This window comes from Pseudomonas sp. GW821-FHT07F01 (assembly GCF_059418825.1).
Genome location: NZ_JBWKQO010000005.1, coordinates 719,482 through 744,987, shown reverse-complemented (window position 1 = coordinate 744,987; position 25,506 = coordinate 719,482). Strand labels below are relative to the sequence as shown.

Sequence of the window (25,506 nt, the reverse complement as noted above, 5' to 3'; positions counted from 1 at the left end):
ACTGACGCCAATCCAACATCGTGCCAGACTGTCTGGCCGGGCTGAGGTGCCCGGTGTCTTTGTTCCGGAGTTTCCATGTCGTTGTCCAGCGGGCTGATCGCCGCCGTTGCCCTGGCCTATATGGCCATCATGTTCGCCATCGCCTTCTACGGTGACCGCCGCAGCGCGCCACTTCCGCCGCGGGTGCGGGCCTGGGTATACAGCCTGTCGCTGGCGGTCTACTGCACCAGCTGGACCTTCTTTGGCGCGGTGGGCCAGGCGGCCGAGCAGCTCTGGGCCTTCCTGCCGATCTACCTCGGCCCCATCCTGCTGCTGGTGTTCGCCCCCTGGGTGCTGCAGAAGATGGTGATGATCAGCAAGCAGGAGAACATCACCTCGATCGCCGACTTCATTGCTGCCCGCTATGGCAAATCCCAGTCGCTGGCGGTGGTGGTGGCACTGATCTGCCTGGTGGGGGTACTGCCCTACATCGCCCTGCAGCTCAAGGGCATCGTGCTTGGGGTCAACCTGCTGATCGGTGCCGGTGCAGACGCCATGGGCACCCGCGCCCAGGACACGGCGCTGATCGTGTCGCTGATCCTGGCCCTGTTCACCATCGTCTTCGGGACCCGCAACCTCGATGCCACCGAGCACCACCGCGGCATGGTGCTGGCGATTGCCTTCGAATCCCTGGTCAAGCTGTTTGCCTTTCTCGCCGTCGGCGCCTTCGTCACCTTCGGCCTCTATGACGGCTTCGACGACCTGTTCAACCAGGCCATGCTGGCTCCGCGCCTGGAGCAGTACTGGAAGGAAACCATCAACTGGCCGTCGATGGTGGTGCAGACCGGGGTGGCGATGATGGCGATCATCTGCCTGCCGCGGCAGTTCCACGTCACCGTGGTGGAAAACATCGAACCCCAGGACCTGCGCCTGGCCAAATGGGTGTTCCCGGCGTACCTGGCCCTCGCCGCGCTGTTCGTGGTGCCCATCGCCCTCGCCGGGCAGATGCTCCTGCCCAGTAGCGTATTGCCGGACTCCTTCGTCATCAGCCTGCCCCTGGCCCAGGCCCACCCCGCCCTGGCTCTGCTGGCATTCATCGGCGGTGCCTCGGCGGCCACCGGCATGGTGATCGTCGCCAGCGTGGCGCTGTCCACCATGGTCTCCAACGACATGCTGCTGCCCTGGCTGTTGCGCCACAAGAATGCCGAGCGGCCGTTCGAAGTATTCCGCCACTGGATGCTCTCGGTGCGCCGGGTGAGCATCGTGGTCATCCTGTTGCTGGCCTACGTCAGCTATCGCCTGCTGGGCTCCACCGCCAGCCTGGCCACCATCGGCCAGATCGCCTTCGCCGCCGTGACCCAACTGGCACCGGCCATGCTCGGGGCGCTGTACTGGAAACAGGCCAACCGCCGCGGCGTATTCGCGGGCCTGGCTGCCGGCACCTTCATCTGGTTCTACACCCTGATCCTGCCCATCGCCGCCCACAGCCTGGGCTGGTCCCTGAGCAGTTTCCCCGGCCTGGCCTGGCTGCACGGCAATCCGCTGAACTTGCCGATCACCCCGCTGACCCAAGGCGTAGTGCTGTCCCTGGCGGGCAACTTCACGCTGTTCGCCTGGGTTTCGGTGCTCTCGCGCACCCGAGTCTCCGAGCACTGGCAGGCCGGACGCTTCATCGGCCAGGAAATCAGCGGCCGCCTCAGCTCCCGCTCGATGCTGGCGGTACAGATCGACGATCTGCTGAAACTGGCCGCGCGTTTTGTCGGTGAGGAACGTGCGCGCCAGAGCTTCATCCGCTTCGCCTATCGTCAGGGCAAAGGCTTCAACCCGAACCAGAATGCCGACGGCGAGTGGATCGCCCATACCGAGCGCCTGCTGGCCGGTGTGCTCGGCGCCTCTTCCACCCGCGCGGTGGTCAAGGCCGCCATTGAAGGCCGGGAGATGCAGCTCGAAGACGTGGTGCGCATCGCCGACGAAGCCTCCGAGGTGCTGCAGTTCAACCGGGCCCTGCTGCAAGGGGCGATTGAAAACATTACCCAGGGCATCAGCGTGGTCGATCAGTCGCTGAAGCTGGTGGCCTGGAACCGCCGCTACCTTGAGCTGTTCAACTACCCCGATGGGCTGATCAGCGTGGGCCGGCCAATTGCCGACATCATTCGTCACAATGCCGAGCGCGGCCTGTGCGGACCTGGCGAGGCGGAAGTCCATGTGGCCCGGCGCCTGCACTGGATGCGCCAGGGTCGGGCTCATACTTCCGAGCGGCTGTTCCCCAATGGCCGGGTCATCGAACTGATCGGCAACCCCATGCCCGGCGGCGGCTTTGTCATGAGCTTCACCGACATCACCCCGTTCCGCGAAGCCGAGCAGGCCCTCACCGAGGCCAATGAAGGGCTGGAACAACGAGTGGCTGAGCGTACCCACGAACTGTCGCAACTCAACGCAGCACTGACTGAGGCCAAGGGCACGGCGGAAGCGGCCAACCAGTCGAAGACGCGTTTTCTGGCCGCGGTCAGCCACGATCTGATGCAACCGCTGAACGCCGCGCGCCTGTTCTCCGCGGCCCTGTCCCACCAAGACGACGGCCTGTCCGCCGAAGCCCAGCAACTGGTGCAGCATCTGGACAGTTCGTTGCGCTCCGCCGAGGACCTGATCAGCGACCTGCTGGACATCTCGCGCCTGGAAAACGGCAAGATCACCCCTGATCGCAAGCCCTTTGCCCTCAACGAACTGTTCGACACCCTGGGAGCCGAATTCAAGGCCCTGGCCCAGGAACAGGGCTTGCAGTTCCGGGTGCGCGGTAGCCATCTGCGCATCGACAGCGACAGCAAGCTGCTACGTCGGGTGCTGCAGAACTTTCTGACCAATGCCTTCCGTTACGCCAAGGGCCCCGTTTTGCTGGGAGTGCGCCGCCGTGGTGAAACGTTGAGCCTGGAAGTCTGGGACCGGGGGCCGGGTATTCCCCAGGACAAACAGCAGGTGATCTTCGAGGAATTCAAGCGCCTGGACAGCCACCAGACCCGCGCCGAGAAAGGCCTGGGCCTGGGCCTGGCGATTGCCGATGGCCTGTGCCGGGTGCTCGGCCATCCGTTGCAGGTACGTTCCTGGCCCGGCAAAGGCAGCGTATTCAGCGTCAGCGTGCCCCTGGCCCGCAGCAGCGTGGTGGCTCCAGGCAAGGCAGCCGAGCTCAACGGCCAGTCCCTCAATGGCGGGCAAGTGCTCTGCGTCGATAATGAAGACAGCATTCTGATCGGCATGAACAGCCTGCTCACCCGCTGGGGCTGCCAGGTCTGGACCGCCCGCAACCGCGAGGAATGCGCGGCGCTGCTCAAAGAAGGCATCCGCCCGCAACTGGCCCTGGTGGACTACCACCTGGATAACGGCGAGACCGGGACCGAGGTCATGGCCTGGCTGCGCACGCAACTGGGCGAGCCGGTACCGGGGGTCGTGATCAGTGCCGATGGGCGCCCTGAAATGGTCGCCCAGGTCCATGCAGCGGGCCTGGACTATCTGGCCAAGCCGGTGAAGCCGGCGGCCTTGCGCGCCCTGCTGAGCCGGCACCTGCCCCTGGGCTGACGGGCCTTTGCCGGATTACTCCGGCAATTCCAGCTCGCGTCCTTCGGCGTCGGTCATGGCCCGCTCCAGCAAGTCCGCCGGCAAGCTCTTGCTGGCCCGGGCACCGAGCAGCTTGAGCTGCTCGCTACGGCTGACCAGGTTGCCACGCCCTTCAGTCAGCTTGTTACGCGCAGCGGCGTAGGCCTTGTCCAGTTGTTGCAGGCGATTGCCCACTTCATCCAGGTCCTGGATAAACAGCACGAACTTGTCGTACAGCCAGCCCGCGCGCTCAGCGATCTCCCGGGCATTCTGGCTCTGGCGTTCCTGCTTCCACAGACTGTCGATCACCCGCAAGGTGGCCAGCAACGTGGTTGGGCTGACGATCACGATATGCCGGTCAAAGGCTTCCTGGAACAGATTCGGCTCGGCCTGCAGAGCCGCGGAAAACGCTGCCTCGATGGGCACGAACAGCAGCACGAAATCGAGGCTGTGCAAGCCTTCAAGGCGCTTGTAATCCTTGCCGGCCAGACCTTTGACGTGATTGCGCAAGGACAGCACGTGCTGTTTCAGAGCCGCCTGGGCGACCTGCGGATCGTCGCTACCGACGTATTGCTGGTAAGCCGTGAGGCTGACCTTGGAATCCACTACCACCTGCTTGTCACCCGGCAACATGATCAGCACGTCAGGCTGGAAGCGCTCGCCATCCGGGCCCTTGAGGCTGACCTGAGTCTGATACTCGCGGCCCTTTTCCAGGCCGGCGTGCTCCAGCACTCGCTCCAGAATCAGCTCGCCCCAGTTGCCCTGAGTCTTCTGGCCCTTGAGGGCACGGGTCAGGTTGGTGGCCTCATCGCTCAGGCGCAGGTTCAGCTGTTGCAGGCGCTCCAGCTCCTTGGCCAGGGAGAAGCGCTCCCGGGCTTCGGCCTGATAGCTTTCCTCGACCCGCTTCTCGAAGGACTGGATGCGCTCCTTGAGCGGGTCCAGCAACTGCCCAAGGCGCTGCTGGCTGGTCTCGGCGAAACGCTGTTCGCGCTCATCGAAGATCTTCCCCGCCAGCTCGGCGAACTGGGCGCGCAACTCATCCCGCGAGCCTTGCAGATCGGTCAGGCGCTGCTGGTGGCTGTCCTGCTGCTCACGAAGCTCGGCATTCAAGGACGCCGCCAGGGCATCCAGCCGGCGCAATTCGTTTTCTTTGGCGGCCCGTTCCAGGTTCCAGGCGTGGGCTGCATCACGGGCGTTATCGCGCTCGATCTGCAGCAATTCGACCTCGCGGCGCAGGGCTGCCAGGTCCGCCTGCTTCAGAGCATTGGCCTGGCTCAGGTCGCTGACTTCATCGCGGCTGGCATCCAACTGTGCTGCCAACCCCTCCTGGGCCAATTGGGCCGTGGCCAGGCGCTCTTCCAGCAGGCTCAGCTCAGTCTGGCTGGAACTGGCCCGGCGTTGCAGTTGCCAGGCCAGAACCAGTAGCGGCAGCGCCGCTCCCGCCAGGCCAAGCAGCAAGCTGGTCAAGTCCATAGCCATAGCGATTCCTGCCGTAGAAAGAAGAAATGAAGGTTAACCAAGCGTCCGAGTGTTGGACAGCTCAGTCTTCGATCCGGCCCAGCTCCAGTTGCGCACGGCGGTCGCCGGCACGGGCAGCCTGGCGCAACAGGTCATGGCCGATGCGACGATCACGGGCGTTGCCGCATTCGCGGCACATCAGCTGGCCCAGGCGACTCTGCGCCGCGACCACGCCTTCCCGGGCCGGCTGCTTGAGCAGGCGTCCAGCAAAATGCTTGACGTTGGGGTTGTGACCAAGGCGCGGGCTGTCCAACAGCCAGAGAGCAACGCGCAGGGAAAACCGCTTGGGTTCGGTAACACTGGCAGGGGTAGCGGTAACAGAAGGTGATACGGAGCGAAACTTCATAAAGCACTGTGGGGCAGATCGGAAGGCGCGCCACTCTACTCCTTTTTTCGCCCGGGTAAAGCCTAAAAGAGCCAGCACGCCCGTCCTAGAGCAAGCGCTTGGGACAATCCACAGAAGCTGTGGATAACTCAGTGGACAACCCCTCCACAACCCTCCCAAAGCCCCATGAGACGGGCCTTGCAGTCAAACTGACGATTTTTTCACCAGTAAAAAAAAGCGATGTTTATCATTGACTTAAATTCTCGAGGCAGGCTAAGGGGCGGGCGTTGGGGAAGGTGACAACGGGGTGACACGCTGCGCAACAAGTGTGCACAACCTTGCGCAGATTAACGCCGGTAACGCACTGTTTTCGTACACGCCACAACAGCAACGGTTACACAGCTGATGCTTGAGCCTCTGGCCTCTTCTGAAAGTTTTTTCCTAGCACACTTGCATTATGTCGTTCAACCCAATAGAATCCTCGCCGTTAGTACCAAGCTGAAAGTCAATTCTGGTCGAACAAGTCCCATCGACAGCGTCTCCAACCGAGCACAACGTCGAACACCAAGGACCGACCACCTCGATGGTTTCCAGGTAAAGCTCACCCTATCGCCCTTGATACGAATTCAACGGCAGTGCTCGAGCCATTTACTCTGACCGAACCAACCTGCAAATTGATCAGGATCTCCACCCTGGGCCCCGAACCTTTGCCCTTGCTGTGTTGCCTGCCCTCCTAAGTACCTACCTGCCAGCCCTAGCGCAACCAATCAACGCGCTGCAACTGGCTGCTTTGTTCCAGTCAGGTTCTTCGTTTGACCAATGCTGGTCGACGTTTACTGGAACGTTTTAACGTTGCACGGTTCTTAACCGTGTCATTTGTAGGAACACCTAATAATTATGTCTACTCAAATCCAGACTCAGGATGCCATTCGCACCCTAACCCACGCCTTTGCACCGTTGAACTGCCTGATCATGGCCGCTCGCAAAGGTTGCTTCAGCTTCACCCTGGTCAACGAACATGGGATCGCCCGTCACAGCGAACGCCTGTATCCCGACCAGTATTCCAGCGCCGAACCGCTGCAGGCAGTGATCGAACGTGCGCGCCAGGCCCTGGTTGCCTGATACGCCGAACTGCTGAAAACCCTGAAAAGCCTCGCCTGATCGCGGGGCTTTTTATTGCCTGCAATTCGCCCATTTACCCTACAGAGAAAAGTACCAATCGATATAAGGCTTATAACAAGAGGACGGAAATATTTTAAAAACAGTCCTTTACAGCACAGATATGACACTACACTTCAACTCAAGCGGCCTGAACCGCTTCCGGCAAACCTGATCCTTTTTTGCTGCCAAGCGCCCTTCAGGTTTCGCCGGCCATTTCACGCTTCGAGGGCTTTATGGGTATCGCCGCCAGCGAGTTGTGCCGCTATGTGATCCGCCCGACGCTGATGTACCTGGGCAGCCATAGCAAAACCGCTGAAGTCCTGCTGCTGGGCATTGCCGCCAGCCAATCAGCGCTGGGCTCAGCCCTGCACGATCGTCGTGGCCACGGCCTCTACCGCATCACCGAATTGCGCCATCAAGCCCTCTGGGACCAGTACCTGGCACTGGATCCGGAACGGGCCAGCCTGGTTCGCGGGCTCGCCAGCCAGCATGCGTTCCTCAGCGGGCCGCACCTGGAACTGACCGTCAACCTGCGTTACGCCACCGCCATTGCCTGGTTGCTGGTGGAAGAACAACACACGCCGCTCCCCGCTGCCGACGACCTGCTCGGCATGGCCCGCATCTGGAGGAAGACCTTTCAACCACAAGGACGTTTAAGAGATTTCGCCTGCGCCTGGCAGACCTGCATTGCACCGTTAAACCAGGTCGCCTGCTGACAACGACTTTTGCAAAATCGGAGAAAGAAGCCGATTTTGGTCGGATTGTCCTACAAAAACGCTCTAAATCAACTGTTGCAGCCTATAGCGCCGAGATCGAAATGTTGGTAATTTTCGCCTCGGTGATCACCAGGAGTTCTAATAATGAAAAAAGTAATGCTCAAATCCACCATAAGTCTCGCGGTTGCACTTGCCTCTACCCAACTTTTCGCCAGCGGTTTTGCTCTTAACGAACAAAGCATCAGCGGCATGGGTACCGGCTTCGCGGGTCGTTCCTCTTCTGCCGAAGATGCCAGCACCGTTTACGGTAACCCTGCCGGCATGTCCCTGCTGCAACGTGACCAGGTAACTGTCGGCGTAGCGGCAATCGATGCCAAGACCAACCTGAAAAACGTCAAGGGCGGCCCACCCGGCGGCACCAGCGACGGTGACATGGTTCCGTTCACCAGCGTTCCTATGGGGTTCTTCGTCAAACAACTGGGCAACGGCTGGGCATTGGGTCTGGGCGCCTATGCACCCTTCGGCCTGGTTACCAACTATGAGTCCACTTCTGCCAGCCGCTATTACGGCGACAAGAGCGTAGTCAAGGTCGTCACCCTGCAACCGACCGTCAGCTATGCCTTCAATGACATGGTGTCGATCGGCTTCGGCCCGACCATCAACCGCCTGAGCGGTGAACTGACTTCCGCGACTCCGTTTCCAAACCCTGCGCTCTTCGGCCGCAATGATGGCAGCGTGAAGATCAAGGGTGACGATACCGCCATCGGCTACAACGTCGGCATCATCGTCCAGCCTACCGACACTACTCGCCTGGGCCTGACCTACCACTCGAAGGTCAAGTACAAGCTGGAAGGCCACACCAACATCGCCGGCCCGGGCTTCGGTCCGTTCAATGGCGGCCGTTACGATGCCTCGCTGGACATCACCACTCCGGAAGTCGTCGACTTCTCTGTCACCCAGAAACTGGATGACCAGTGGACCGTCTACGCAGGTAGCACCTGGACTCGCTGGAGCCGCCTGAAAGACATCACCGTCAACAACGAAGGTGTTCCTGCCCTGCTTGGCGGTTCCAGGGGCCCGATCGGCACCATCACCGAGCCACAGAACTGGCACGACACCTGGGCCTCGGCTGTTGGTGTTTCCTACAAGGTCAACAAAGAGTGGGTTCTGCGCAGCGGCCTCTCGGTTGACCAGGCGCCAACCAACAACACCGACCGCTCTGTACGTATCCCTACCGGTGACCGTAAGGCCATCAGCTTCGGTGCCGGCTACAGCCCGACTGAAGACCTGACTCTGGACCTGGCGGTTTCCTACCTGAAGGAAGAAGACGTCAACGTCAACAGGACCGGCAAAGGCAATGCCTACAGCGCTACTTACCAGAACAGCGCATGGGGCTACGGCCTGGGCGCCACCTACAAGTTCTAACGAGCTCTAGGCCGCGCAGTTTCAAACCAATAAAAAACCCGCAGATGCGGGTTTTTTATTGGCTAATGAATAGGCTTTCTCAGGATTTCGACGCCAATGCCTTCTCCACCGCTTCGATGAATTCCGGATTGTCCGGCTTGGTCAGGCTGGAAAAGTTGGCAATCACATTGCCCTGGCGATCCACCACGTATTTATAGAAATTCCACTTCGGCGCGCTACTCTGCTGCGCCAGCACCTTGAACAGGTGCACCGCATCCGCCCCCCGAACCTTCTGTGGCTCGGTCATGGTGAAGGTCACGCCGTAATTGACGTAGCAGACCTTGGCAGTCTCCGCGCCATCCTTGGCCTCTTGCTTGAAGTCATTGGAGGGCACGCCCACCACTTCCAGCCCTTGATCCTTGTAACGCTGGTACAGCGCCTCAAGGCCTTTGAATTGCGGAGCAAACCCGCAGAAGCTCGCCGTATTGACCACCACCAGCGGCTTGCCGGCAAAGCGCTGGCACAAGTCGATGGATTCCTTGGCGTGCAATTTGGGCAAGGAACCCTGCAACAGGGGCGGACAGTCCGCCGCCCATGCCGAGCCGGCCAAGGTCGCGAGTAAAGCTGGAACCGCAAACCAGCGCATAGCCATGTCCAGAATCCTTGTCAAAGTGTCGGGCTACGACGTTACTCGCCCCCTCGCTCCCCTAGCAAGCGCCCATGCCCAGCTGCATCAGCGCCAGCCCGCCCCGGTGCCAGCCCCACCAGGCCAGCAGCAACAATAGAATGCCGAGGCCCAGGCCGGCACCGCGCAGCAGCCAGCGGTTCATGCCGCGCTGGCCTGCAAACGCGCCACCGGCCGCTCGCGCACCGGCCAGTTCAGTGCCGCCGCCAACAGACTAAGGAGAATCGCCACCTGCCAGATCAAGTCGTAGCTCCCGGTACGGTCATACACCACGCCCCCCAGCCAACCACCAAGGAAAGACCCCAATTGGTGGAACAGGAACACAATGCCGCCGAGCATGGACAGGTTGCGCACGCCAAACAAGGTGGCCACGGTGCCGTTGGTCAAAGGCACGGTGGACAGCCAGAGAAAGCCCATGGCCATGCCGAACAGATAGGCGCTGGTCTGAGTCACCGGCAACCACAGGAACAGCCCGATCACCACCGCCCGTAGCAGATACAGGCCCGTCAGCAGGCGCGGCTTGGACATCCGCCCACCCAGCCAGCCGGCGGTATAGGTACCAAAGATATTGAACAGGCCAATCAGGGCCAGCACCGTGGTGCCCACGGTCGCCGGCAAGTGCTGGTCCACCAGATACGCCGGCAGGTGCACGCCGATGAACACCACCTGGAAGCCACAGACGAAAAAGCCGAATGCCAACAGCCAGAACCCTGAATGGGAACAGGCTTCACGCAAGGCCTCCATGAGGCTCTGCTCATGCCCCAGCGCCGGCAGCGGTTTGTCCTTGAGCATGCTCACCAATGGCACGATCAAGGCCACCAGCAAGCCCAGCACCAGCAGCGCCGTAGACCAGCCCAGCCAGCCGATCAGCCCCAGGGTTCCGGGGAGCATGGCAAATTGGCCGAAGGAACCTGCCGCACTGGCAATCCCCATGCCCATGCTGCGTTTTTCCGGCGGCAAGGCGCGGCCGACAACACCGAGAATTACCGAGAAGGACGTACCCGACAGACCTATGCCGATCAGCAGCCCGGCACTCAGGGACAGGGTCAGGGCCGAATCCGACAGCCCCATGAACACCAGCCCGACCGCGTACAGCACGCCACCCACCAGCACCACTTTCGCCGCACCAAAACGATCGGCCAAGGCTCCGGTAAAAGGCTGGGCCAGCCCCCAGATCAGGTTCTGCAGGGCAATGGCGAAGGCGAAGACTTCGCGCCCCCAGCCAAACTGCGCGCTCATGGGCGGCAGGAACAGGCCGAAGCCATGCCTGATCCCCAGCGACAAGGCCAGGATCAATGCGCTGCCGAGAAGCACCCAGCCGCTGGTACGCCACATCGATGACATTTTTATTCTCCAGTTACGGGTATATACCCGCTTATAGTCGAACGAAAGGCGCTCAAGACAGTTCGTTCAGCAAGGCCAACAAGGTTTCACGCTTTTCCACACCCAGGCGATCGATCAACCGCTGCTGAGCCGCTTCCCACGCAGGCAAGGCCGCCACCAGCCGCTCATGCCCGGCCTCGGTCAACAGCACCAGCCGGTTTCGCTGATCGTCGCCTTCCTGCAGGCGCACCAGCCCTGCAGCTTCCAGGACCCGCACATTGCGCCCGAGCGTGCTGCGATCCAGCCCCATGGCTTCCGCCAGGCTGGAAATGCTTGGCTGATCAAGGCGCAACAGGTTGTTCAGCAGAGAATACTGGGCAACGTTGATCCCGAAGCCATCAAGGGCGCCGTCGTAGTACCTGCTGACGCCACGGGCGGCGCGACGCAGGTTGGTGCACAAACACTGAGAGGGAAGCATGATGCGTGTATATACCCGTGATTATTCCAAGGCAAGATTTTTCATGAAAATCGTCAATCCCGTGCTCCACTCAAAACAGCGCCACCCCGAGCAATACGGCAGTTTCCAACAGTTCAAGCACAGCCCCGGCAGTGTCTCCAGTGGTACCACCCAGGCGCCGCATCATCACTTGCCGCAGCCAGAAGAACAGCACAGTGGCCAGCAGCACTGCCCATAACCCGCTGTAGCCCCCCAGCAGCAAACAGGCCAGTACGCTCAAGCCCAGCACTTGCCGCCCGGCCACACGTGGCAGGTGGTCAGCCAGCGCCTGCCCCAGCCCACCGGCACGCACATAAGGCGTGCAGAGAAACAGGCCCAGCAATGCCCCGCGGCCGATCAGCGGCGCCAGCAACAAGGCAAAGCCCTGCTGCTGTTCGATCAGCGCCACCAGGGCGGTGAACTTGAGCAGCAGCACCAGCACCAGGGTCACCACGGCGATCGGACCACTACGGGGGTCCTTCATGATGCTCAGGGTCCGCTCTCGATCGCCAAAGCCCCCCAGCCAGGCATCGGCACTGTCCGCCAGGCCATCCAGGTGCAGACCACCGCTGAGCAGGACCCAGGCGGTCAGCAGCAAGGCCGCATGCAGCAACAGGGGAATACCGCCCAGCATGGCATTCAGCACCCACAACAGCACGCCGAACAGCAGCCCCACCAACGGATAGAACAACAGCGAGCGGCCCAGCCCTTCAGGCCGAGGCATGCCCGGCAGGCGGACCGGCAGGCTGCTGAGAAACTGCAAGGCAATCCAGAACGGCAACATCTCAGCCCTCCTCGCTCATCCGGCCTTCGCTGGCGACCTGCAGACGAAACAGCGCGCCATGACCCACTTCAACGTTCAACAACTGCTGGCGCGGCAGCCCTCGAGCCCGGGCCAGCAGCAGGCGCATGACCCCGCCATGGCTGACCAGCAGCACACGCTGCCCGGCGCAGGCCTGGTACAAGCGCTCTATCGCCCCCAGCACCCGCAGGGAGAACAGCTCTACCGGCTCGCCCCCAGGCGGGGTGAATGCATAGGGATCGGCCCAGAAACGCCCCAGGTCATCGGCGTCGGTTTCCATCAGCGCCGCCGCGCTCTGCCCTTCCCAGGCGCCAAAGTGCAGTTCCTGAAGGTCGGGCTCAAGGCTCAGCGGCAACTGCAACTGCCCCGCCAGCTCTTGGGCAAAACGCGCACAGCGCTGCAATGGCGAACTCAGTACCCGGTCCCAGGGGCCCCGCCCCTGGACAGCTTCGCGCATCTGTTGCCAGCCCGCTGCAGTTAACGCATCGTCCAGGCTGCCGCGCAGGCCACCACCCAGCTCGGTTTCACCGTGGCGCAACAGGTCCAGGTACAAGGTCATGCCGGACGATCCGCCACCGCTGCTTCGGCGAAAGTCGCCATCTGCCCGTGCAGGTCACAGGCCAGCCGCAGCAACGGCACTGCCAGGGCGGCGCCGCTGCCTTCACCCAGGCGCAGGCCCAGGTCCAGCAAGGGCTCGGCTTGCAGGGTCTGCAGCACATGCCGGTGCCCGGGCTCGGCGCCCTGGTGAGCGAACAGCAACCAGGGCGCGCAGGCCGGATTCAGACGCACCGCCACCAACGCGGCGACGCTGCAGATGAAACCGTCCACCAGCACCGCAATGCCCTTCTGGGCACACGCCAGGTAAGCCCCCACCAGCGCCGCCACTTCAAAGCCACCCAGGTTGAACAGGGTCTGCAAGGCATCGCCGCGAGAGGCATCGTGCAGCGCCAGGGCACGCTCGATAACCTGCGCCTTGTGATTGACCCCCTCGGCATTCAGGCCGGTGCCCGGCCCGGCCAGTTGTGCCACTGGAATCCCCAGCAGGGCACAGGCAATGGCACTGGCTGCGGTGGTATTGCCGATGCCCATTTCACCGCCGATAAACAGCTGGGCGCCGTCGGCATGAGCCCGCAGCGCGCTGTCGCGGCCGGCTTGCAGGGCCTGCTCGCCTTGTGCACGGGTCATGGCCGGCCCCTGGACAAAATTCTGCGTACCGGCCCCCAGGTTCAGGTGGCGCACCCCCGGCAGGTTCAAGCCTGGCGTCACTGTGCCCAGATCCACCACCTCCAGTTGCGCCTGCAGTTGCCGGGCCAGCACGCTGATGGCCGCTCCGCCGCTGACGAAGTTCAACAACATCTGCCCGGTGACTTCCTGCGGGTAGGCGGAAACGCCCTCGGCCACCACCCCATGGTCACCGGCGAAGATGGCGATCCATAGCCGCTCGATGCCGGGCTTGAGCCGTCCTTGCAGGCCCGCCAGGCGTACCGCCAGTGGCTCCAGGCGCCCGAGAGAGCCGGCCGGCTTGGTCAGTTGCTGCTGACGCGCCAGGGCCTGCTCGACCATCTGGGTGTCGATTGCCTTGCACGGTTCCAGCCACCAGGAGTTATTCATAACGCAGTTCCTTTCAAAGTCAGGGGCAGGCCGGCGACCGTCAGCACCACTCGCTGACAACGCTCGGCCAGGGCTTGATGCAGCCAACCGGCTTCATCCACATAGCGGCGAGTCAATTCGCCCAGCGGCACGACACCCATTCCGGTTTCGTTGCTGACAAAAATGATCTCCCCCGGCAAGCTCGCCACACACTGCAACAAGGCCTCGCGTTCGGCGGCCAGGCGCTCGGGGTCCTCGAGCATCAGCAGGTTGGTCAGCCACAGGGTCAGGCAGTCCACCAGCAGGCAGCGCCCTTCGCCGGCAGATTCCTGCAGCACCCGGGCCAGCTCCAGCGGCTCCTCGATCAAGCCCCAATGGGCCGGACGCCGCTCGCGATGATGGGCAATGCGTTGATTCATTTCGCCATCGAGGGGCTGGCTGGTGGCGATGTAGGTCACCGCCAGGGCGCTGTCACCGGCGAGCTTTTCAGCGAGGCGGCTCTTGCCGGACCGGGCACCGCCGAGGATCAGTTGCAACATGCTTGGGCACCTCTGATAGGGAAGACGGCCTGGGTTGAGCGCTCAAAGGCCACAGAGCCGACGCAGTGCAGCGGTGTCCAGGTGATGCTCCACCAGGTCCGCCAGACGCTCGATATCGCGTTCACGCAAGGCGTGGTAATCCACCTCCTGCACCGCTTCGAGCCCGGCCCAGCGCAACAGCGCACTGCAGGCCGCAGGGGTTTCGAACAGACCGTGCAGGTAGGTGCCGAGGATCTGCCCGTCGGCGCTGCAGGCGCCATCGCTGCGACCGTCGTCCAGTTGCACGGCGGCCAGCTCCAGGGCCGGCCCGCGAGTGACCCCGGCGTGAATTTCATAACCACTGACCGCGGCATTCTCCAGGCTCAGGCGACCGCTGACGTTACGCAGCTGTTTCTCTTCTTCGAGCACGGTTTCAAATGCCAGCAGGCCCAGGCCGGGGCTGGAGCCCGCAGCGCCTTCGAGCCCGAGCGGGTCATGCACCTGCTCGCCAAGCATTTGCAGGCCACCGCAGATGCCCAGCACTTTGCCGCCGTAGCGCAGGTGGCGGGCAATCGCTCGATCCCAGCCGTTGCTGCGCAGGTAGACCAGATCGCCCCGTACGCTTTTCGAGCCGGGGAGGATGATCAGATCGGCAGCAGGAATCGCCTGGCCGGGGCCGATGAATTGCAAGTCGACCTGAGGATGCAGGCGCAACGGATCGAAATCCGTGTGATTGCTGATGCGCGGCAGCACCGGCACCACCACCTTGAGCAACTGTTCGACCTTGCCCACCTGGCGTTGGTCGATACCGTCCTCGGCTTCCAGGTGCAGGTCCAGGACATAGGGCAGCACGCCGATCACCGGCTTGCCGGTGCGGGCCTCCAGCCAGTCCAGGCCCGGTTGCAACAACGCCAGGTCGCCACGAAAGCGGTTGATGATGAAGCCCTTTACCCGGGCCTGCTCACTGGGAGACAGCAGTTCCAGGGTGCCCACCAAATGGGCGAAGACCCCACCGCGGTTGATGTCGGCGATCAGCAGCACCGGGCAGTCCACCGCCTCGGCAAAGCCCATGTTGGCAATATCGCCGGCCCGCAGGTTGATCTCCGCCGGCGAGCCGGCGCCTTCCACCATCACCACCTGATAAGCGCTTTTCAGGCGCTCATGGGAAGCCAGTACGGCCTGCATGGCGATGGCCTTGTAGTCGTGATAGGCCACGGCGTTCATGCTGGTCACGGCGCGGCCGTGAATGATTACCTGAGAGCCGGTATCGCTGTTGGGCTTGAGCAGCACCGGGTTCATGTCGGTGTGGGGCGCCAGATTGGCCGCCTGGGCCTGGACGGCCTGGGCCCTGCCGATCTCGCCGCCATCGGCAGTCACCGCACTGTTGAGGGCCATGTTCTGGGGCTTGAACGGCACCACGCTGACACCCTGGCGCCGCAGCCAACGGCACAGGGCCGTCACCAGGGTGCTCTTGCCGGCATCCGAGGTGGTGCCTTGAACCATCAGAGTGCTCATGGATATTCCTTGCGATAGGCCTGCAGCGCCTGTTCCAGGCGATCCCAATCGGCCTCCTCGGCGGGCAGGCCGAAGCGCAGGCTGCTGTTATGAGTGAACAGCCGCAGGAGAATGCCGCGGCGCGCCATGAAGTGATAAAGCGATTCGGCCTCGGCACTGATCAGCCACTGAAACAGCGCGCAACCGCCCTGGGGCTTGAGACCATGGCGCTCGAGGACTTCAACCAAACGCTCGCTCGCCGCTTCGCTGCGCAACCTTTGCCGGGCGTGCCCCTGGGTATCGCGCAGGCAGGCCTGCCCCACCACCCGGGTCGGCCCGCTGACTGCCCAGGGTCCGACCTGCTCCGCCAGCAGTTTGAGCAGCCGGCGCTCGGCCAGGACAAAACCCAGGCGTACTCCGGCCAGGCCAAAGAACTTGCCGAACGAACGCAACACAATCAGCCCCACCTGATGGGCGTGGCGGGCCAGGCTCAGGTGCGGGGTGTTGTCCATGAAGGCTTCATCCACCACCAGCCAGCCGCCACGCTGAGCCAGGCGCGCGTGCCAGTCCAGCAGGCGCTCCGGGGTCAGGCTCAGTCCGGTAGGGTTGTTCGGGTTGACCACCACCAGCACATCGAGGCTGTCGAGGAAGAAATCCACTTCCTGCTCCAGCACTTCGCGTACCCGGTAGCCGCTGCGGCGCCAGGCTTCGGCATGCTCGGCATAACAGGGCGACAGCACACCGACCTTGCCCGCTCGACGCAAGCGCGGCAGCAACTGGATTGCTGCCTGGGAGCCGGCCACCGGCAGCACTTCACTGGCGCCATAGTATTCGCGGGCCGCCTGTTCCAGTCCGTCATCGGTTTCCGGCAGGCGCGCCCAGGCACGCAGCGCAATGGGCGGCAGGGGAAACGGCCAGGGCGCCAACCCGCTGGACAAGTCCAGCCAGGCATCTTCGGCAATCCCGTATTGCTCGGCCGCCTTGCGCAGTCGTCCGCCGTGCTCAAGCATAGAATTCAGCCCCCAGGCAAAGAATCAGCAGCCACAGCCAGACACCCCGCTGCACCAGCTGCCAGCCACGATCAATGGAACCGGCACTGGCCGGCTCGCCTTCACCCAGTTGCGGGCGCTGATGCAGCTCACCGTGATAAATCGCTGCGCCACCCAGTTCCACTCCCAGGGCGCCCGCCCCGGCCGCCATCACCGGGCCAGCATTCGGGCTGTCCCAGGTCGGGCCCTGGCGGTGCCAGCACTTGAGTGCCAGCCGGGTCTTGCCCAGCAAGGCATAAGTCAGGGCCACCAGGCGCGCGGGAATGTAATTGAGCAGGTCGTCAATCTTCGCCGCAGCCCAGCCAAAGCGTTCGAAGCGCTCGTTGCGGTAGCCCCACATCGCATCCAGGGTATTGCTCAGACGGTAGAGCACCACCCCGGGCGCGCCGGCCACGGCAAACCAGAACAGCGCAGCGAACACCGCATCGCTGCCGTTTTCCAGCACCGATTCGGTGGCCGCGCGGGCCACTTCGGTGGCGTCCAGCTCGCTGGTCTGGCGACTCACCAGAAACCCCACCCGGCGGCGCGCTTCTTCCAGATCGTCACTGCGCAACGCCTGGGCCACCGGCTCCACATGCTCGCCGAGGCTGCGCAGGCCCAAGGCGCAGTACAACGCCAGGATTTCCACCAGCCAGCCGACGTAGGGCAACCAGGACAGCGCTGTGGCCACCAGGGTCAGGGGCACCACCGCCAGCACCCAGGCGGTGACGCCATGGCTGCGCCAGCCACGGCCGGCGGAGTTGAAACGTTGCTCGATACGATCGGCCACACGGCCGAACGCCACCAGCGGATGCCAGCGCCTGGGTTCGCCCAGCAGCGCATCCAGCGCGACCCCGGCGACACTCAGCAAGGCCACACTCATTGACTCACTCCCCAGTAATTCTCATACAACAACTCACTCAGCGGCCGCGGTTGCGCCCAGCCTTCCAGTGCCAGCATCGGCGCCGGGTAGAATTCGGTGACCGGGCCCAGGCACAGCACGGCCACGGGCTTGGCACCTGCCGGCAGCCCCAGCAGATCGGCCAGGGCCTGAGGATCGAACAAAGACACCCACCCCATTCCCAGGCCTTCGCTGCGGGCCGCCAGCCACAGGTTCTGGATGGCGCAGGACAGGGATGCCAGGTCCATCTCCGGCAGGGTCCGACGGCCGAAGATGTGTCGTTCGCGGTCATCCATCAAGGCGGCCACCAGCACCTCGGCACAATCGTTGATGCCTTCGACCTTGAGCTTCATGAACTCGTCGGAACGCTCACCCAGGGCTTGGGCGGTGCGCACCCGCTCCGCCTCCACCAACTGCTGGATGTGCTTGCGCAACAGCCGGTCGCTGATGCGAATAAAACGCCAGGGCTGCATCAGCCCGACACTGGGCGCCTGATGCGCTGCTTCCAGCAAGCGCCGCAGCACTGCCGGCTCGACACTGCCACCCGCGAAATGACGCATGTCGCGGCGCTCGGCGATGGCCCGGTAGACCCCCTCGCGCTGCGCCTCAGAGAACCCCTGCTCACTCACCCGCCACGCCCTCGGCTAAAACCGGCTCAACAGGCGCGCCCGGCGCAAACAACGCCGCCACCGCCGCCGGATTGGACGGGAAATAGAAGTGCACGTAAGAGGCCGTCATCCGCCCCTGGCGATACACCGCTTCCGCGCCGCGCCCGCCGTTGGGGCTGAGCCCACGGGCGATGGGCAGCAGCTCGCTGCTGGTCAGGGAATGGTGATAGGTGTGGCCGCGCAGACTGCCTTCGGGCAAATCCACCGCTTGCAAGGCCAGTGCCGCCAGGCGCTTCTGCATTACCGCATCTCCGGGCAGCAGGCCCAGGAGCTCGGCACGCTGGCCTTCGACATCGGTCAGGGAGTCCAGCAGGTAGAGCATGCCGCCGCACTCGGCGAGCAGCGGCTTGCCAGCCGCGTGATGGGCACGAATGGCCTGCAGCATGCTGCTGTTGCGGGCCAGGGCCTGATGGTGCAACTCGGGATAGCCGCCGGGCAGGTACAGGCTGTCCGCGTCGGGCAGCTGGGTATCGTGGATCGGCGAGAAGAAGCTCAAGTGCGCCCCCATGGCTCGCAACAGATCGAGGCTGGCGCCATAGGTGAAGGCAAACGCCTCGTCCCGCGCCACGGCAATCCGCACGCCCTTGAGCAGCGGCGCGCAAGCCACCGGCGTGGGCGCGGCAAAACTCACCGCTGGCGGCAGTTCCACCTGGCAACTGCTGGCCAGGGCCTCGGCTGCGGCATCCAGGCGCAGGTCCAGATCATTCAGCTCGCTGGCCTGCACCAGCCCCAGATGGCGGCTGGGCAGCTCGATATCGGTTTCCCGGGACAAGGCGCCATACCAGCGCAAGCCTTCCGTCAGGCTGCCTTCCAGCAACTGCGCATGGCGCAGGGTACCAACCCGGTTGGCCAGCACCCCGGCAAACGGCAGGTCCGGCTGGTAGCGCGCCAGGCCCAGAGCCAGGGCGCCGAAGGTCTGGGCCATGGCGGTGCCATCGATCACCCCCAGCACCGGCACGCCGAAATGCCGCGCCAGATCGGCGCTGGAAGGGGTGCCATCGAACAGGCCCATGACCCCTTCGATCAGAATCAGGTCGGCCTCTCCCGCCGCCTCCCAGAGCAGACGGCGGCTTTCCTGCTCGCCCACCATCCACATGTCCAACTGGTACACCGCAGCACCACTGGCGCGCTCAAGAATCATCGGGTCGAGGAAATCCGGGCCGCACTTGAAGACCCGAACCTTGCGCCCCCGGTTGCGGTGCAAGCGGGCAAGGGCCGCGGTCACCGTGGTCTTGCCCTGGCCGGAAGCCGGTGCGGCGATCAACACTGCCGGGCAATGACGAACATCAGTCATGAATTCACGCTCACAGCTCGACACCTTTCTGCGCCTTGATCCCGGCCTGGAAGGCGTGCTTGACCATGCCCATCTCGGTCACGGTATCGGCCAGCTCGATCATCTCCGGCTTGGCGCCGCGACCGGTCACTACCACATGCTGCATGGGCGGACGTGCCTGCAGGTCACTGAGCACCTGATCCAGGTCCAGGTAGCCGTGCTTGAGGGCAATGTTCAGCTCGTCGAGCACCACCAGGCCAATATCCGGGTTGCTCAGCAACTCCCTGGAAACCGCCCAGGCGGCTTCAGCCGCAGCGATATCGCGCTGGCGATCCTGGGTTTCCCAGGTAAAGCCTTCGCCCATCACGTGAAAGCGCACCTGCTCGGGGAAACGCCGGAAGAACAGTTCTTCGCCGGTGCTATTACGCCCCTTGATGAACTGCACCACGCCACACTGCATGCCGTGGCCCATGGACCGCGCCAGCATGCCGAAGGCCGAGCTGCTCTTGCCCTTGCCGTTGCCGGTCAATACCAGCAGCAGGCCGCATTCGTTGGGCGAGTTGGCAATGCGTTCATCGATCACGGCTTTTTTGCGCAACATGCGCGCCAGATGGCGCTCGTCACGATCGGGGGATTCACTCATGGGGCAGCTCTCCGTTGGGGCTGGGGAACGGGGGGCAGGGAAAAGGAACAGACGGCGCTAGCCTGGCATCGCCCACCGTGATGCCGTTGGATGGATCAGGCCGGTCTCCGGGCTCATGAGCGGCATGGCTGCCGGACTGCGCGCCTTCCCGTGTCATTGACACAGTGGCGTCAGGCGCAGTCTTGACTCATCTACCGTTGCGGGGGCAGCGCCGGAATCGTCGTCGGCTCCATCACTGGAACAGACCCTGACCGGCTTCCCTGTTTCACTCTGTCGGCCACCGGCCACAGAGCACCTGAAACAAGTCGCGAAGGTTAGAGGGTTGGGGGTGGAGCGTCAATTAAAGCCGGCCGTCGCCCCCGGCACAAAACTGCACTGCATCAATAAACTGACGCCAATCTTGTGCCACACTCAGAGCAATGATATCAAATAGCCACTTTTCAGCGCCCCAGGCGCCAACCACACAACAATAAGGGGTGAGTTCGATGCAAGGCATGATCATCAGCAATCCGAAGCTGGAATTCCTGCGCCCGATGCTGGAACGCTGGTTCGATTGCATCGATCGCTACAACGCGGTTCGCGGCGATAACGAAACGCCCTACTGGTTCGACGAGCAGGCCAATCTCGGGCTGCTCAGCGCGGCGGCCTGGATGGCCGAGATGGTCAGCCTGGAACACAGCCCCAGCAGGAAACAGCAGGAAGAAGGTGCGCGCAACGCCCGCACCGACCTGTACCTGGCCACCAAGGAAGAGCGCGCCTACATCCACGCCACCCAGCGCTGGCCAAGGGTCAACAGCCTGAACCTGACCCAGGCACTGCTGGACGTTGCCCAGGATGCAAGAAAGATCAGCTACGCCAGCGACCTGAGACTGGGTTGCCTGTTCGTTGCCCCACAAAAATCCCAGCACAGCGCTACCCCGGAAGAGCTCCAGGACATGCTCGACGAACTGCAGAAAGAGCACTGTTGCGCCGTGGCCTGGTACTTCCCCTACGCCTATCGCAAGCTGCACAACGAGGCCGGCCACTACCACCCGGGCGTCGCCGTGCTCTTCAAGGAGGCCCGCTGATCGGGCGGAACCATCGACTGGCTATGCTTCTCTATGACTACGACGTCCGTGCACTCATAGGGAAATTCGCATGCTCAAGCTTCAGCACAGCCTACTGATCGCCATCGCCGCCGGCCTCGCCGCCTGCGGCGAAACTTCCAGCCTGCAGGTGTCCGACGGCACCGGCCCCAACCCCAAGCTGCCGGAACCCAACCCGACGTTGATCCCCACGGTCAACATCGCCCCCGCCATCGGCTGGCCGCAAGGTGCAAAACCCCAGGCCGCGGCCGGCACCCAGGTCAAGGCTTTCGCCGAGAACCTCGACCATCCACGCTGGCTCTACGTCCTGCCCAATGGCGATGTGCTGGTGGCGGAAACCAACGCCCCGCCCAAACCGGATGACAGCCAGGGCATTCGCGGCTGGATCGCCGGCAAGATCATGGGCCGTGCCGGGGCGGCCGTGCCCAGCGCCAACCGCATCACCCTGCTAAGGGACCAGGATCACGATGGTGTGGCGGAGACCCGCACAGTGTTTCTGGAGAACCTCAATTCGCCCTTTGGCATGACCCTGGTGGGCAATGACCTGTATGTGGCCGATACCGACAAGCTACTGCGCTTTCCCTATCAGAGCGGCGACACCCAGATCAGCGCAGCCGCCACCAAGGTGGTCGACCTGCCCGGCGGCACCCTCAACCATCACTGGACCAAGAACGTTATCGCCAGCAAGGACGGCAGCAAGCTCTACGTCACCGTGGGCTCCAACAGCAACGTCGGCGAAAACGGCCTGGACAAGGAGCAAGGCCGAGCGGCGATCTGGGAGGTGGACCGTGAAAGCGGCCAGCACCGCCTGTTCGCCACCGGCCTGCGCAACCCCAATGGCCTGGCCTGGGAGCCGGCCAGCGGCGCACTCTGGACCGCAGTCAACGAGCGGGACGAAATCGGCAGCGACCTGGTGCCGGACTACATCACCTCGGTCAAGGATGGCGCGTTCTATGGCTGGCCCTTCAGCTACTACGGGCAACATGTGGATGTACGGGTCAAGCCGCAGAACCTCGACCTGGTGGCCAAGGCCATCGCCCCGGACTACGCGGTAGGCCCGCACACCGCGTCGCTGGGGCTGACCTTCGCCGACGGCAGCAAGCTCCCCGCCCCCTTCACCGAAGGCGCCTTCATCGGCCAGCACGGTTCCTGGAATCGCAAGCCTCATAGCGGCTACAAGGTGGTTTTCGTGCCATTCAGCGCCGGCAAGCCCAATGGAGCGCCGATCGATGTGCTTAGCGGCTTTCTCAATGCCGACGAGAAAGCCATGGGACGCCCGGTCGGAGTGGTGATCGACCAGCAAGGCGGGTTATTGGTGGCCGACGATGTGGGCAACAAGATCTGGCGAGTCTCCGCCGCCAAAGCCCCCTAGGCTCAACGCTTGCGGCACAGCGTCAGACCATCTCCCAGCGGCAGCAGCGACAGATCGATACGCGAGTCATCCTTCAAGGCGCGATTGAGCGCCTGGATGGCTCGGGTATCCTCGCTCAGGGAATCGGTCTCCAGCACGCGCCCGCTCCACAGGGTGTTGTCGAACACCAGCAGCCCGCCAACGCGCAGCAGGCCTAGCGCGGCCTCCAGGTAGGCCGGGTAGTTGGCCTTGTCGGCATCGATGAAGATCAGGTCGAAACAGCCAAGCTGCCCCGCTCGCTCCAGGCTGGCCAGGGTATCCAGGGCCGGGGCCAGGCGCAGTTCGATGCGCTGGCCCACCCCCGCCTCCTGCCAGTAGCGCAGGGCCGTAGCGTTGTAGTCGCCGGGAATGTCGCAGCAGATCAGAGAGCCGTCTTCAGGCAGCGCCTGGGCCATGCACAGGGCGCTGTAGCCGGTGAAGGTGCCGACCTCCAGCACGCGACGGGCGCCGGTCAACTTCACCAGCAACGCGAGGAACTGGCCCTGCTCGGGCGCCACCTGCCAACGGGCGGTGGGCAATGCCTGGGTTTCATCCCGCAGACGACGCAGCAGGGGCGTTTCACGCAGGGAAACGTCCAGCAGGTAATGGTAGAGGGCATCGTCGAGGTTCAGCGTCCGAGCGGTCACAGGCACCTCGACCAGAGAAGATTAGGGATTGCGCGCCAGGTGTTCTGGCTGCAGGACGCGCTTGGCGCTCAGGTAGGCCTTCTGCCAATAGGCCTTGGACAGGCTGTCGAGCTTCACCGTGCCGCCAGTGGCCGGCGCATGCACGAAGCGCCCTTCCCCCACGTAGATGCCCGCATGGCTGACCTGGGAGCCGCCATTGGTGGCGAAGAAGATCAGATCGCCGGTCTGCAGCGCGTTCTTGCCCACATCCGGCGCCTGCATGCCGATCATTTCCCGGGTTGAACGCGGCAGGGAAATACCCGCCGCATCGCGGTAGACGTAACCGATCAGGCCACTGCAGTCGAAACCGGAATCCGGGGTGTTGCCGCCCCAGCGATAAGGCGTGCCCACCAGCCCAAGGGCGCGGAACAGCACGTCTTCGGCAACCGGAGAGAAGGTTTGGGAGGAGTTGAACACCGGAGCACGCACCACAGGCGCAGGCGGCGGGGTACGGCTGGCACAGGCGCTGAGCAGCGCTGCGAGGGCAATAAGAGCAAAACGGGCTGAGGTCGACATAAGCTGGACAATCCTGATCGGGATGCGGCTTTCTCTGCCGTGGCACTGAAAACAAAACCGCGTAAGCAAGGCTTACGCGGTTAGTTTCAACAATAGATCAGGATTCTAGCGCCTACACGCCAAACTTCAAGTAAGACTTTAACTTCGCCCTACAAATAGTCCGCTTATTTGCGTGCAGTGACCACGGTTGGAGCCATGGCGAGTGCGCGCTTGGCTTCGATGAAGGTCTTGCTCCAGTAGCTATCGCCCAGGCTGTCGACCCGCACACCGCCACTGCGACGGCTGCTGGAGTGGATGAACTGGTCATCGCCCAGGTAGATACCTGCGTGGCTGACGCGCCCACGGCCGTTGGTGCTGAAGAACAGCAGATCACCCGGCTTGAGATTGTTGCGCGCTACCAGAGGCGCTTTCACGTTGATCATTTCGCGAGTGGAACGCGGCAGGTTCATGCCCGCCTCTTCACGAAACAGATAACCGATGAAACCGCTGCAATCGAAGCCGGCTTCCGAGGTACCGCCGAAACGGTAACGGGTACCGATCAGGGACATGCCGCGCTCGAGGATGCTGTCAGCCAGAACTGGCAACTGGTAAGGCTTGCTGTCAGAGAACTCTGCCAGTTCCTTTTCAGTTGCCAGCTCTTCCTGATAAACAGCGGAAGACTGGTTTTTGACGGAGACTTGAGCCTGCTGGACAGGTTGCTGCTGGGACACCGGAGTGTGGGAGGCGCAACCAAACAACAGGGTGACGAGTGCGAGAGGCACGAGGGGTGCGAAGCGATTTAGCATGGGCACGACCGTGGCTTGAAATAATAGAAGACGCGACTATGCCTTCTATCGCCCTCATTTGCAAATTCAATCGATCAGAATGTGACTTATGAGTTTCTTCCGTACATCTAAGGCTTTAAGCCCATTTTAAGTCCGCCCGCCTCTGGAAACCCTTCCAAAGGTGCATTTTCTGGCGCCTGGAATATGCCGAAGGTCGCCCCCGAAAGCCCTGGAAGCCTTGTCTTTACCAGCCCAGGGTCTCTTTCAGAAAAGGGATGGTCAGCTTGCGCTGGGCCTGCAACGAAGCCTGGTCGAGGCGCTCGAGAAGCTCGAACAGGGCACTCATGCTGCGGGTACCGCGGGTCAGGATGAAATGCCCGACCTCGTCGGTCAGATGCAGCCCCCGGCGGGATGCCCTTAGCTGCAAGGCACGCAATTTGTCTTCGTCGGAGAGCGGGCGCATCTGAAAGATCAGTGCCAGGGTCAGGCGGGACTTCAAATCCGCCAGCTTCACCGGCAACTCGCGAGGCGAGGTCGAGGCCGCGATCAACAGGCGCCGACCACTGTCGCGCAAGCGGTTGAACAGATGAAACAGCGCTTCTTCCCAATCCGCCTTGCCAGCCACTGCCTGCAGGTCATCCAGGCAGACCAGCTCATACTGTTCCAGATTGTCGAGAATCTCGATACCGCGATCCAGAAGCTCCGCCAGCGGCAGATACACCGCCGGCTCCCCCAACTGCTCGAAACGCAGGCACGCGGCCTGCAGCAAGTGCGTGCGGCCCACGCCATCCTTGCCCCAGAGGTAGATCAGGCTTTCGGTCCAACCGGCGTCGGCTTCGCAGAGGCGCTCGACGTAGCCGAGTGCTGCGGCATTGGCGCCTGGGTAGTAGTTGATGAAGGTGGCGTCATCACGCAGACGCACACCTAGGGGCAGCTGAATCGGTTTCATGCTG

General features: G+C 63.0%; 26 protein-coding genes and 1 riboswitch. Of the genes, 6 read left to right on the top strand and 20 right to left on the bottom strand.

The window, feature by feature from the left end; all coding sequences use genetic code 11:
* The first annotated feature begins 75 nt into the window (after window positions 1–75).
* Window positions 76–3,549, top strand: coding sequence for a hybrid sensor histidine kinase/response regulator (locus AC07R1_RS21875; protein ID WP_011062677.1), 3,474 nt, complete (start codon window positions 76–78; stop codon window positions 3,547–3,549).
* A 15-nt stretch (window positions 3,550–3,564) separates the two neighbouring features.
* On the opposite strand, the gene AC07R1_RS21870 is transcribed toward AC07R1_RS21875, so the two are convergent.
* On the bottom strand, window positions 3,565–4,932 hold the full coding sequence (locus AC07R1_RS21870) for a DNA recombination protein RmuC (protein WP_162865008.1): 1,368 nt from the start codon (window positions 4,930–4,932) through the stop codon (window positions 3,565–3,567).
* 175 nt (window positions 4,933–5,107) lie between these two features.
* Window positions 5,108–5,431, bottom strand: coding sequence for an SEL1-like repeat protein (locus tag AC07R1_RS21865; RefSeq protein ID WP_011062679.1), 324 nt, complete (start codon window positions 5,429–5,431; stop codon window positions 5,108–5,110).
* Window positions 5,432–6,307: 876 nt separating this feature from the next.
* Between AC07R1_RS21865 and AC07R1_RS21860 the strand changes: the two genes are divergently transcribed.
* The 3 genes from AC07R1_RS21860 to AC07R1_RS21850 all read left to right on the top strand — a co-directional run bounded on the left by AC07R1_RS21860 (window position 6,308) and on the right by AC07R1_RS21850 (window position 8,712).
* Window positions 6,308–6,532, top strand: a complete 225-nt coding sequence (locus AC07R1_RS21860; RefSeq protein WP_011062680.1) for a hypothetical protein — start codon at window positions 6,308–6,310, stop codon at window positions 6,530–6,532.
* Between the two features lie 272 nt (window positions 6,533–6,804).
* A complete protein-coding gene (locus tag AC07R1_RS21855) occupies window positions 6,805–7,287 on the top strand; it encodes a hypothetical protein (protein WP_015636627.1) in 483 nt (160 codons plus the stop codon).
* Window positions 7,288–7,431: 144 nt separating this feature from the next.
* Window positions 7,432–8,712: an OmpP1/FadL family transporter gene (locus AC07R1_RS21850; RefSeq protein ID WP_011062682.1), complete on the top strand. Its 1,281-nt coding sequence runs from the start codon at window positions 7,432–7,434 to the stop codon at window positions 8,710–8,712.
* A gap of 79 nt (window positions 8,713–8,791) precedes the next feature.
* On the opposite strand, the gene AC07R1_RS21845 is transcribed toward AC07R1_RS21850, so the two are convergent.
* The 14 genes from AC07R1_RS21845 to cobO form a co-directional block, all read right to left on the bottom strand.
* Complete coding sequence (locus AC07R1_RS21845) at window positions 8,792–9,343, bottom strand: glutathione peroxidase (RefSeq protein ID WP_220223112.1); 552 nt, start codon at window positions 9,341–9,343, stop codon at window positions 8,792–8,794.
* A 55-nt stretch (window positions 9,344–9,398) separates the two neighbouring features.
* Window positions 9,399–9,521 carry a hypothetical protein gene (locus AC07R1_RS21840; protein WP_015636629.1) on the bottom strand — a complete coding sequence of 41 codons (123 nt, stop codon included), beginning with the start codon at window positions 9,519–9,521 and terminating at the stop codon, window positions 9,399–9,401.
* On the bottom strand, window positions 9,518–10,720 hold the full coding sequence (locus AC07R1_RS21835; RefSeq protein ID WP_047337533.1) for an MFS transporter: 1,203 nt from the start codon (window positions 10,718–10,720) through the stop codon (window positions 9,518–9,520). Before AC07R1_RS21835 ends, AC07R1_RS21840 begins: the two co-directional genes overlap by 4 nt.
* Before the next feature lie 52 nt (window positions 10,721–10,772).
* A complete protein-coding gene (locus AC07R1_RS21830; RefSeq protein WP_015636631.1) occupies window positions 10,773–11,177 on the bottom strand; it encodes a MarR family winged helix-turn-helix transcriptional regulator in 405 nt (134 codons plus the stop codon).
* A 70-nt stretch (window positions 11,178–11,247) separates the two neighbouring features.
* Complete coding sequence (locus tag AC07R1_RS21825; RefSeq protein WP_495110930.1) at window positions 11,248–11,979, bottom strand: adenosylcobinamide-GDP ribazoletransferase; 732 nt, start codon at window positions 11,977–11,979, stop codon at window positions 11,248–11,250.
* A 1-nt stretch (window position 11,980) separates the two neighbouring features.
* Complete coding sequence (gene cobC / locus AC07R1_RS21820; protein ID WP_495110929.1) at window positions 11,981–12,556, bottom strand: alpha-ribazole phosphatase family protein; 576 nt, start codon at window positions 12,554–12,556, stop codon at window positions 11,981–11,983.
* A complete protein-coding gene (gene cobT, locus AC07R1_RS21815) occupies window positions 12,553–13,608 on the bottom strand; it encodes a nicotinate-nucleotide--dimethylbenzimidazole phosphoribosyltransferase (RefSeq protein WP_495110928.1) in 1,056 nt (351 codons plus the stop codon). The genes cobC and cobT overlap by 4 nt, the downstream gene beginning before the upstream one ends.
* Window positions 13,605–14,126, bottom strand: coding sequence for a bifunctional adenosylcobinamide kinase/adenosylcobinamide-phosphate guanylyltransferase (gene cobU, locus AC07R1_RS21810; RefSeq protein ID WP_011062689.1), 522 nt, complete (start codon window positions 14,124–14,126; stop codon window positions 13,605–13,607). Before cobU ends, cobT begins: the two co-directional genes overlap by 4 nt.
* 42 nt (window positions 14,127–14,168) lie before the next feature.
* On the bottom strand, window positions 14,169–15,620 hold the full coding sequence (locus AC07R1_RS21805; RefSeq protein WP_342400498.1) for a cobyric acid synthase: 1,452 nt from the start codon (window positions 15,618–15,620) through the stop codon (window positions 14,169–14,171).
* The gene (gene cobD, locus AC07R1_RS21800; RefSeq protein WP_011062691.1) at window positions 15,617–16,609 is read right to left on the bottom strand and encodes a threonine-phosphate decarboxylase CobD; all 993 of its coding nucleotides are present in this window, start codon (window positions 16,607–16,609) and stop codon (window positions 15,617–15,619) included. Before cobD ends, AC07R1_RS21805 begins: the two co-directional genes overlap by 4 nt.
* On the bottom strand, window positions 16,602–17,510 hold the full coding sequence (gene cbiB, locus AC07R1_RS21795) for an adenosylcobinamide-phosphate synthase CbiB (RefSeq protein WP_015636637.1): 909 nt from the start codon (window positions 17,508–17,510) through the stop codon (window positions 16,602–16,604). Before cbiB ends, cobD begins: the two co-directional genes overlap by 8 nt.
* On the bottom strand, window positions 17,507–18,157 hold the full coding sequence (bluB, locus tag AC07R1_RS21790; RefSeq protein ID WP_015636638.1) for a 5,6-dimethylbenzimidazole synthase: 651 nt from the start codon (window positions 18,155–18,157) through the stop codon (window positions 17,507–17,509). Before bluB ends, cbiB begins: the two co-directional genes overlap by 4 nt.
* Window positions 18,150–19,490, bottom strand: a complete 1,341-nt coding sequence (locus tag AC07R1_RS21785; RefSeq protein WP_495110927.1) for a cobyrinic acid a,c-diamide synthase CobB — start codon at window positions 19,488–19,490, stop codon at window positions 18,150–18,152. Before AC07R1_RS21785 ends, bluB begins: the two co-directional genes overlap by 8 nt.
* Window positions 19,491–19,500: 10 nt before the next feature.
* A complete protein-coding gene (gene cobO / locus AC07R1_RS21780; protein WP_015636640.1) occupies window positions 19,501–20,112 on the bottom strand; it encodes a cob(I)yrinic acid a,c-diamide adenosyltransferase in 612 nt (203 codons plus the stop codon).
* An 81-nt stretch (window positions 20,113–20,193) separates the two neighbouring features.
* Window positions 20,194–20,426: riboswitch (cobalamin riboswitch) on the bottom strand.
* 171 nt (window positions 20,427–20,597) lie between these two features.
* Here cobO and AC07R1_RS21775 point away from each other — a divergent pair.
* Complete coding sequence (locus tag AC07R1_RS21775) at window positions 20,598–21,179, top strand: hypothetical protein (protein WP_047288455.1); 582 nt, start codon at window positions 20,598–20,600, stop codon at window positions 21,177–21,179.
* Window positions 21,180–21,249: 70 nt separating this feature from the next.
* Window positions 21,250–22,569, top strand: a complete 1,320-nt coding sequence (locus AC07R1_RS21770) for a PQQ-dependent sugar dehydrogenase (protein ID WP_065365422.1) — start codon at window positions 21,250–21,252, stop codon at window positions 22,567–22,569.
* A 2-nt stretch (window positions 22,570–22,571) separates the two neighbouring features.
* Here AC07R1_RS21770 and AC07R1_RS21765 read toward each other — a convergent pair whose 3' ends face one another.
* The 4 genes from AC07R1_RS21765 to hda all read right to left on the bottom strand — a co-directional run bounded on the left by AC07R1_RS21765 (window position 22,572) and on the right by hda (window position 25,502).
* Window positions 22,572–23,234: a class I SAM-dependent methyltransferase gene (locus AC07R1_RS21765; RefSeq protein WP_011062698.1), complete on the bottom strand. Its 663-nt coding sequence runs from the start codon at window positions 23,232–23,234 to the stop codon at window positions 22,572–22,574.
* 21 nt (window positions 23,235–23,255) lie between these two features.
* A complete protein-coding gene (locus AC07R1_RS21760) occupies window positions 23,256–23,789 on the bottom strand; it encodes a C40 family peptidase (RefSeq protein ID WP_011062699.1) in 534 nt (177 codons plus the stop codon).
* A 164-nt stretch (window positions 23,790–23,953) separates the two neighbouring features.
* Window positions 23,954–24,574 (bottom strand): C40 family peptidase, encoded by a 621-nt coding sequence (locus AC07R1_RS21755; protein ID WP_015636644.1) that lies wholly within the window; start codon window positions 24,572–24,574, stop codon window positions 23,954–23,956.
* 223 nt (window positions 24,575–24,797) lie between these two features.
* A complete protein-coding gene (gene hda, locus AC07R1_RS21750) occupies window positions 24,798–25,502 on the bottom strand; it encodes a DnaA regulatory inactivator Hda (RefSeq protein ID WP_007898944.1) in 705 nt (234 codons plus the stop codon).
* Window positions 25,503–25,506: the final 4 nt, after the last annotated feature.

Coding starts and splice junctions, on each gene's coding strand:
- AC07R1_RS21875 (WP_011062677.1), top strand. CDS start 76: ATGTCGTTGTCCAGCGGGCTGATCGCCGCCGTTGCCCTGGCCTATATG.
- AC07R1_RS21865 (WP_011062679.1), bottom strand. CDS start 5,431: ATGAAGTTTCGCTCCGTATCACCTTCTGTTACCGCTACCCCTGCCAGT.
- AC07R1_RS21860 (WP_011062680.1), top strand. CDS start 6,308: ATGTCTACTCAAATCCAGACTCAGGATGCCATTCGCACCCTAACCCAC.
- AC07R1_RS21855 (WP_015636627.1), top strand. CDS start 6,805: ATGGGTATCGCCGCCAGCGAGTTGTGCCGCTATGTGATCCGCCCGACG.
- AC07R1_RS21850 (WP_011062682.1), top strand. CDS start 7,432: ATGAAAAAAGTAATGCTCAAATCCACCATAAGTCTCGCGGTTGCACTT.
- AC07R1_RS21845 (WP_220223112.1), bottom strand. CDS start 9,343: ATGGCTATGCGCTGGTTTGCGGTTCCAGCTTTACTCGCGACCTTGGCC.
- AC07R1_RS21840 (WP_015636629.1), bottom strand. CDS start 9,521: ATGAACCGCTGGCTGCTGCGCGGTGCCGGCCTGGGCCTCGGCATTCTA.
- AC07R1_RS21835 (WP_047337533.1), bottom strand. CDS start 10,720: ATGTCATCGATGTGGCGTACCAGCGGCTGGGTGCTTCTCGGCAGCGCA.
- AC07R1_RS21830 (WP_015636631.1), bottom strand. CDS start 11,177: ATGCTTCCCTCTCAGTGTTTGTGCACCAACCTGCGTCGCGCCGCCCGT.
- AC07R1_RS21825 (WP_495110930.1), bottom strand. CDS start 11,979: ATGTTGCCGTTCTGGATTGCCTTGCAGTTTCTCAGCAGCCTGCCGGTC.
- cobC (WP_495110929.1), bottom strand. CDS start 12,556: ATGACCTTGTACCTGGACCTGTTGCGCCACGGTGAAACCGAGCTGGGT.
- cobT (WP_495110928.1), bottom strand. CDS start 13,608: ATGAATAACTCCTGGTGGCTGGAACCGTGCAAGGCAATCGACACCCAG.
- cobU (WP_011062689.1), bottom strand. CDS start 14,126: ATGTTGCAACTGATCCTCGGCGGTGCCCGGTCCGGCAAGAGCCGCCTC.
- AC07R1_RS21805 (WP_342400498.1), bottom strand. CDS start 15,620: ATGAGCACTCTGATGGTTCAAGGCACCACCTCGGATGCCGGCAAGAGC.
- cobD (WP_011062691.1), bottom strand. CDS start 16,609: ATGCTTGAGCACGGCGGACGACTGCGCAAGGCGGCCGAGCAATACGGG.
- cbiB (WP_015636637.1), bottom strand. CDS start 17,510: ATGAGTGTGGCCTTGCTGAGTGTCGCCGGGGTCGCGCTGGATGCGCTG.
- AC07R1_RS21785 (WP_495110927.1), bottom strand. CDS start 19,490: ATGACTGATGTTCGTCATTGCCCGGCAGTGTTGATCGCCGCACCGGCT.
- cobO (WP_015636640.1), bottom strand. CDS start 20,112: ATGAGTGAATCCCCCGATCGTGACGAGCGCCATCTGGCGCGCATGTTG.
- AC07R1_RS21775 (WP_047288455.1), top strand. CDS start 20,598: ATGCAAGGCATGATCATCAGCAATCCGAAGCTGGAATTCCTGCGCCCG.
- AC07R1_RS21770 (WP_065365422.1), top strand. CDS start 21,250: ATGCTCAAGCTTCAGCACAGCCTACTGATCGCCATCGCCGCCGGCCTC.
- AC07R1_RS21760 (WP_011062699.1), bottom strand. CDS start 23,789: ATGTCGACCTCAGCCCGTTTTGCTCTTATTGCCCTCGCAGCGCTGCTC.
- AC07R1_RS21755 (WP_015636644.1), bottom strand. CDS start 24,574: ATGCTAAATCGCTTCGCACCCCTCGTGCCTCTCGCACTCGTCACCCTG.
- hda (WP_007898944.1), bottom strand. CDS start 25,502: ATGAAACCGATTCAGCTGCCCCTAGGTGTGCGTCTGCGTGATGACGCC.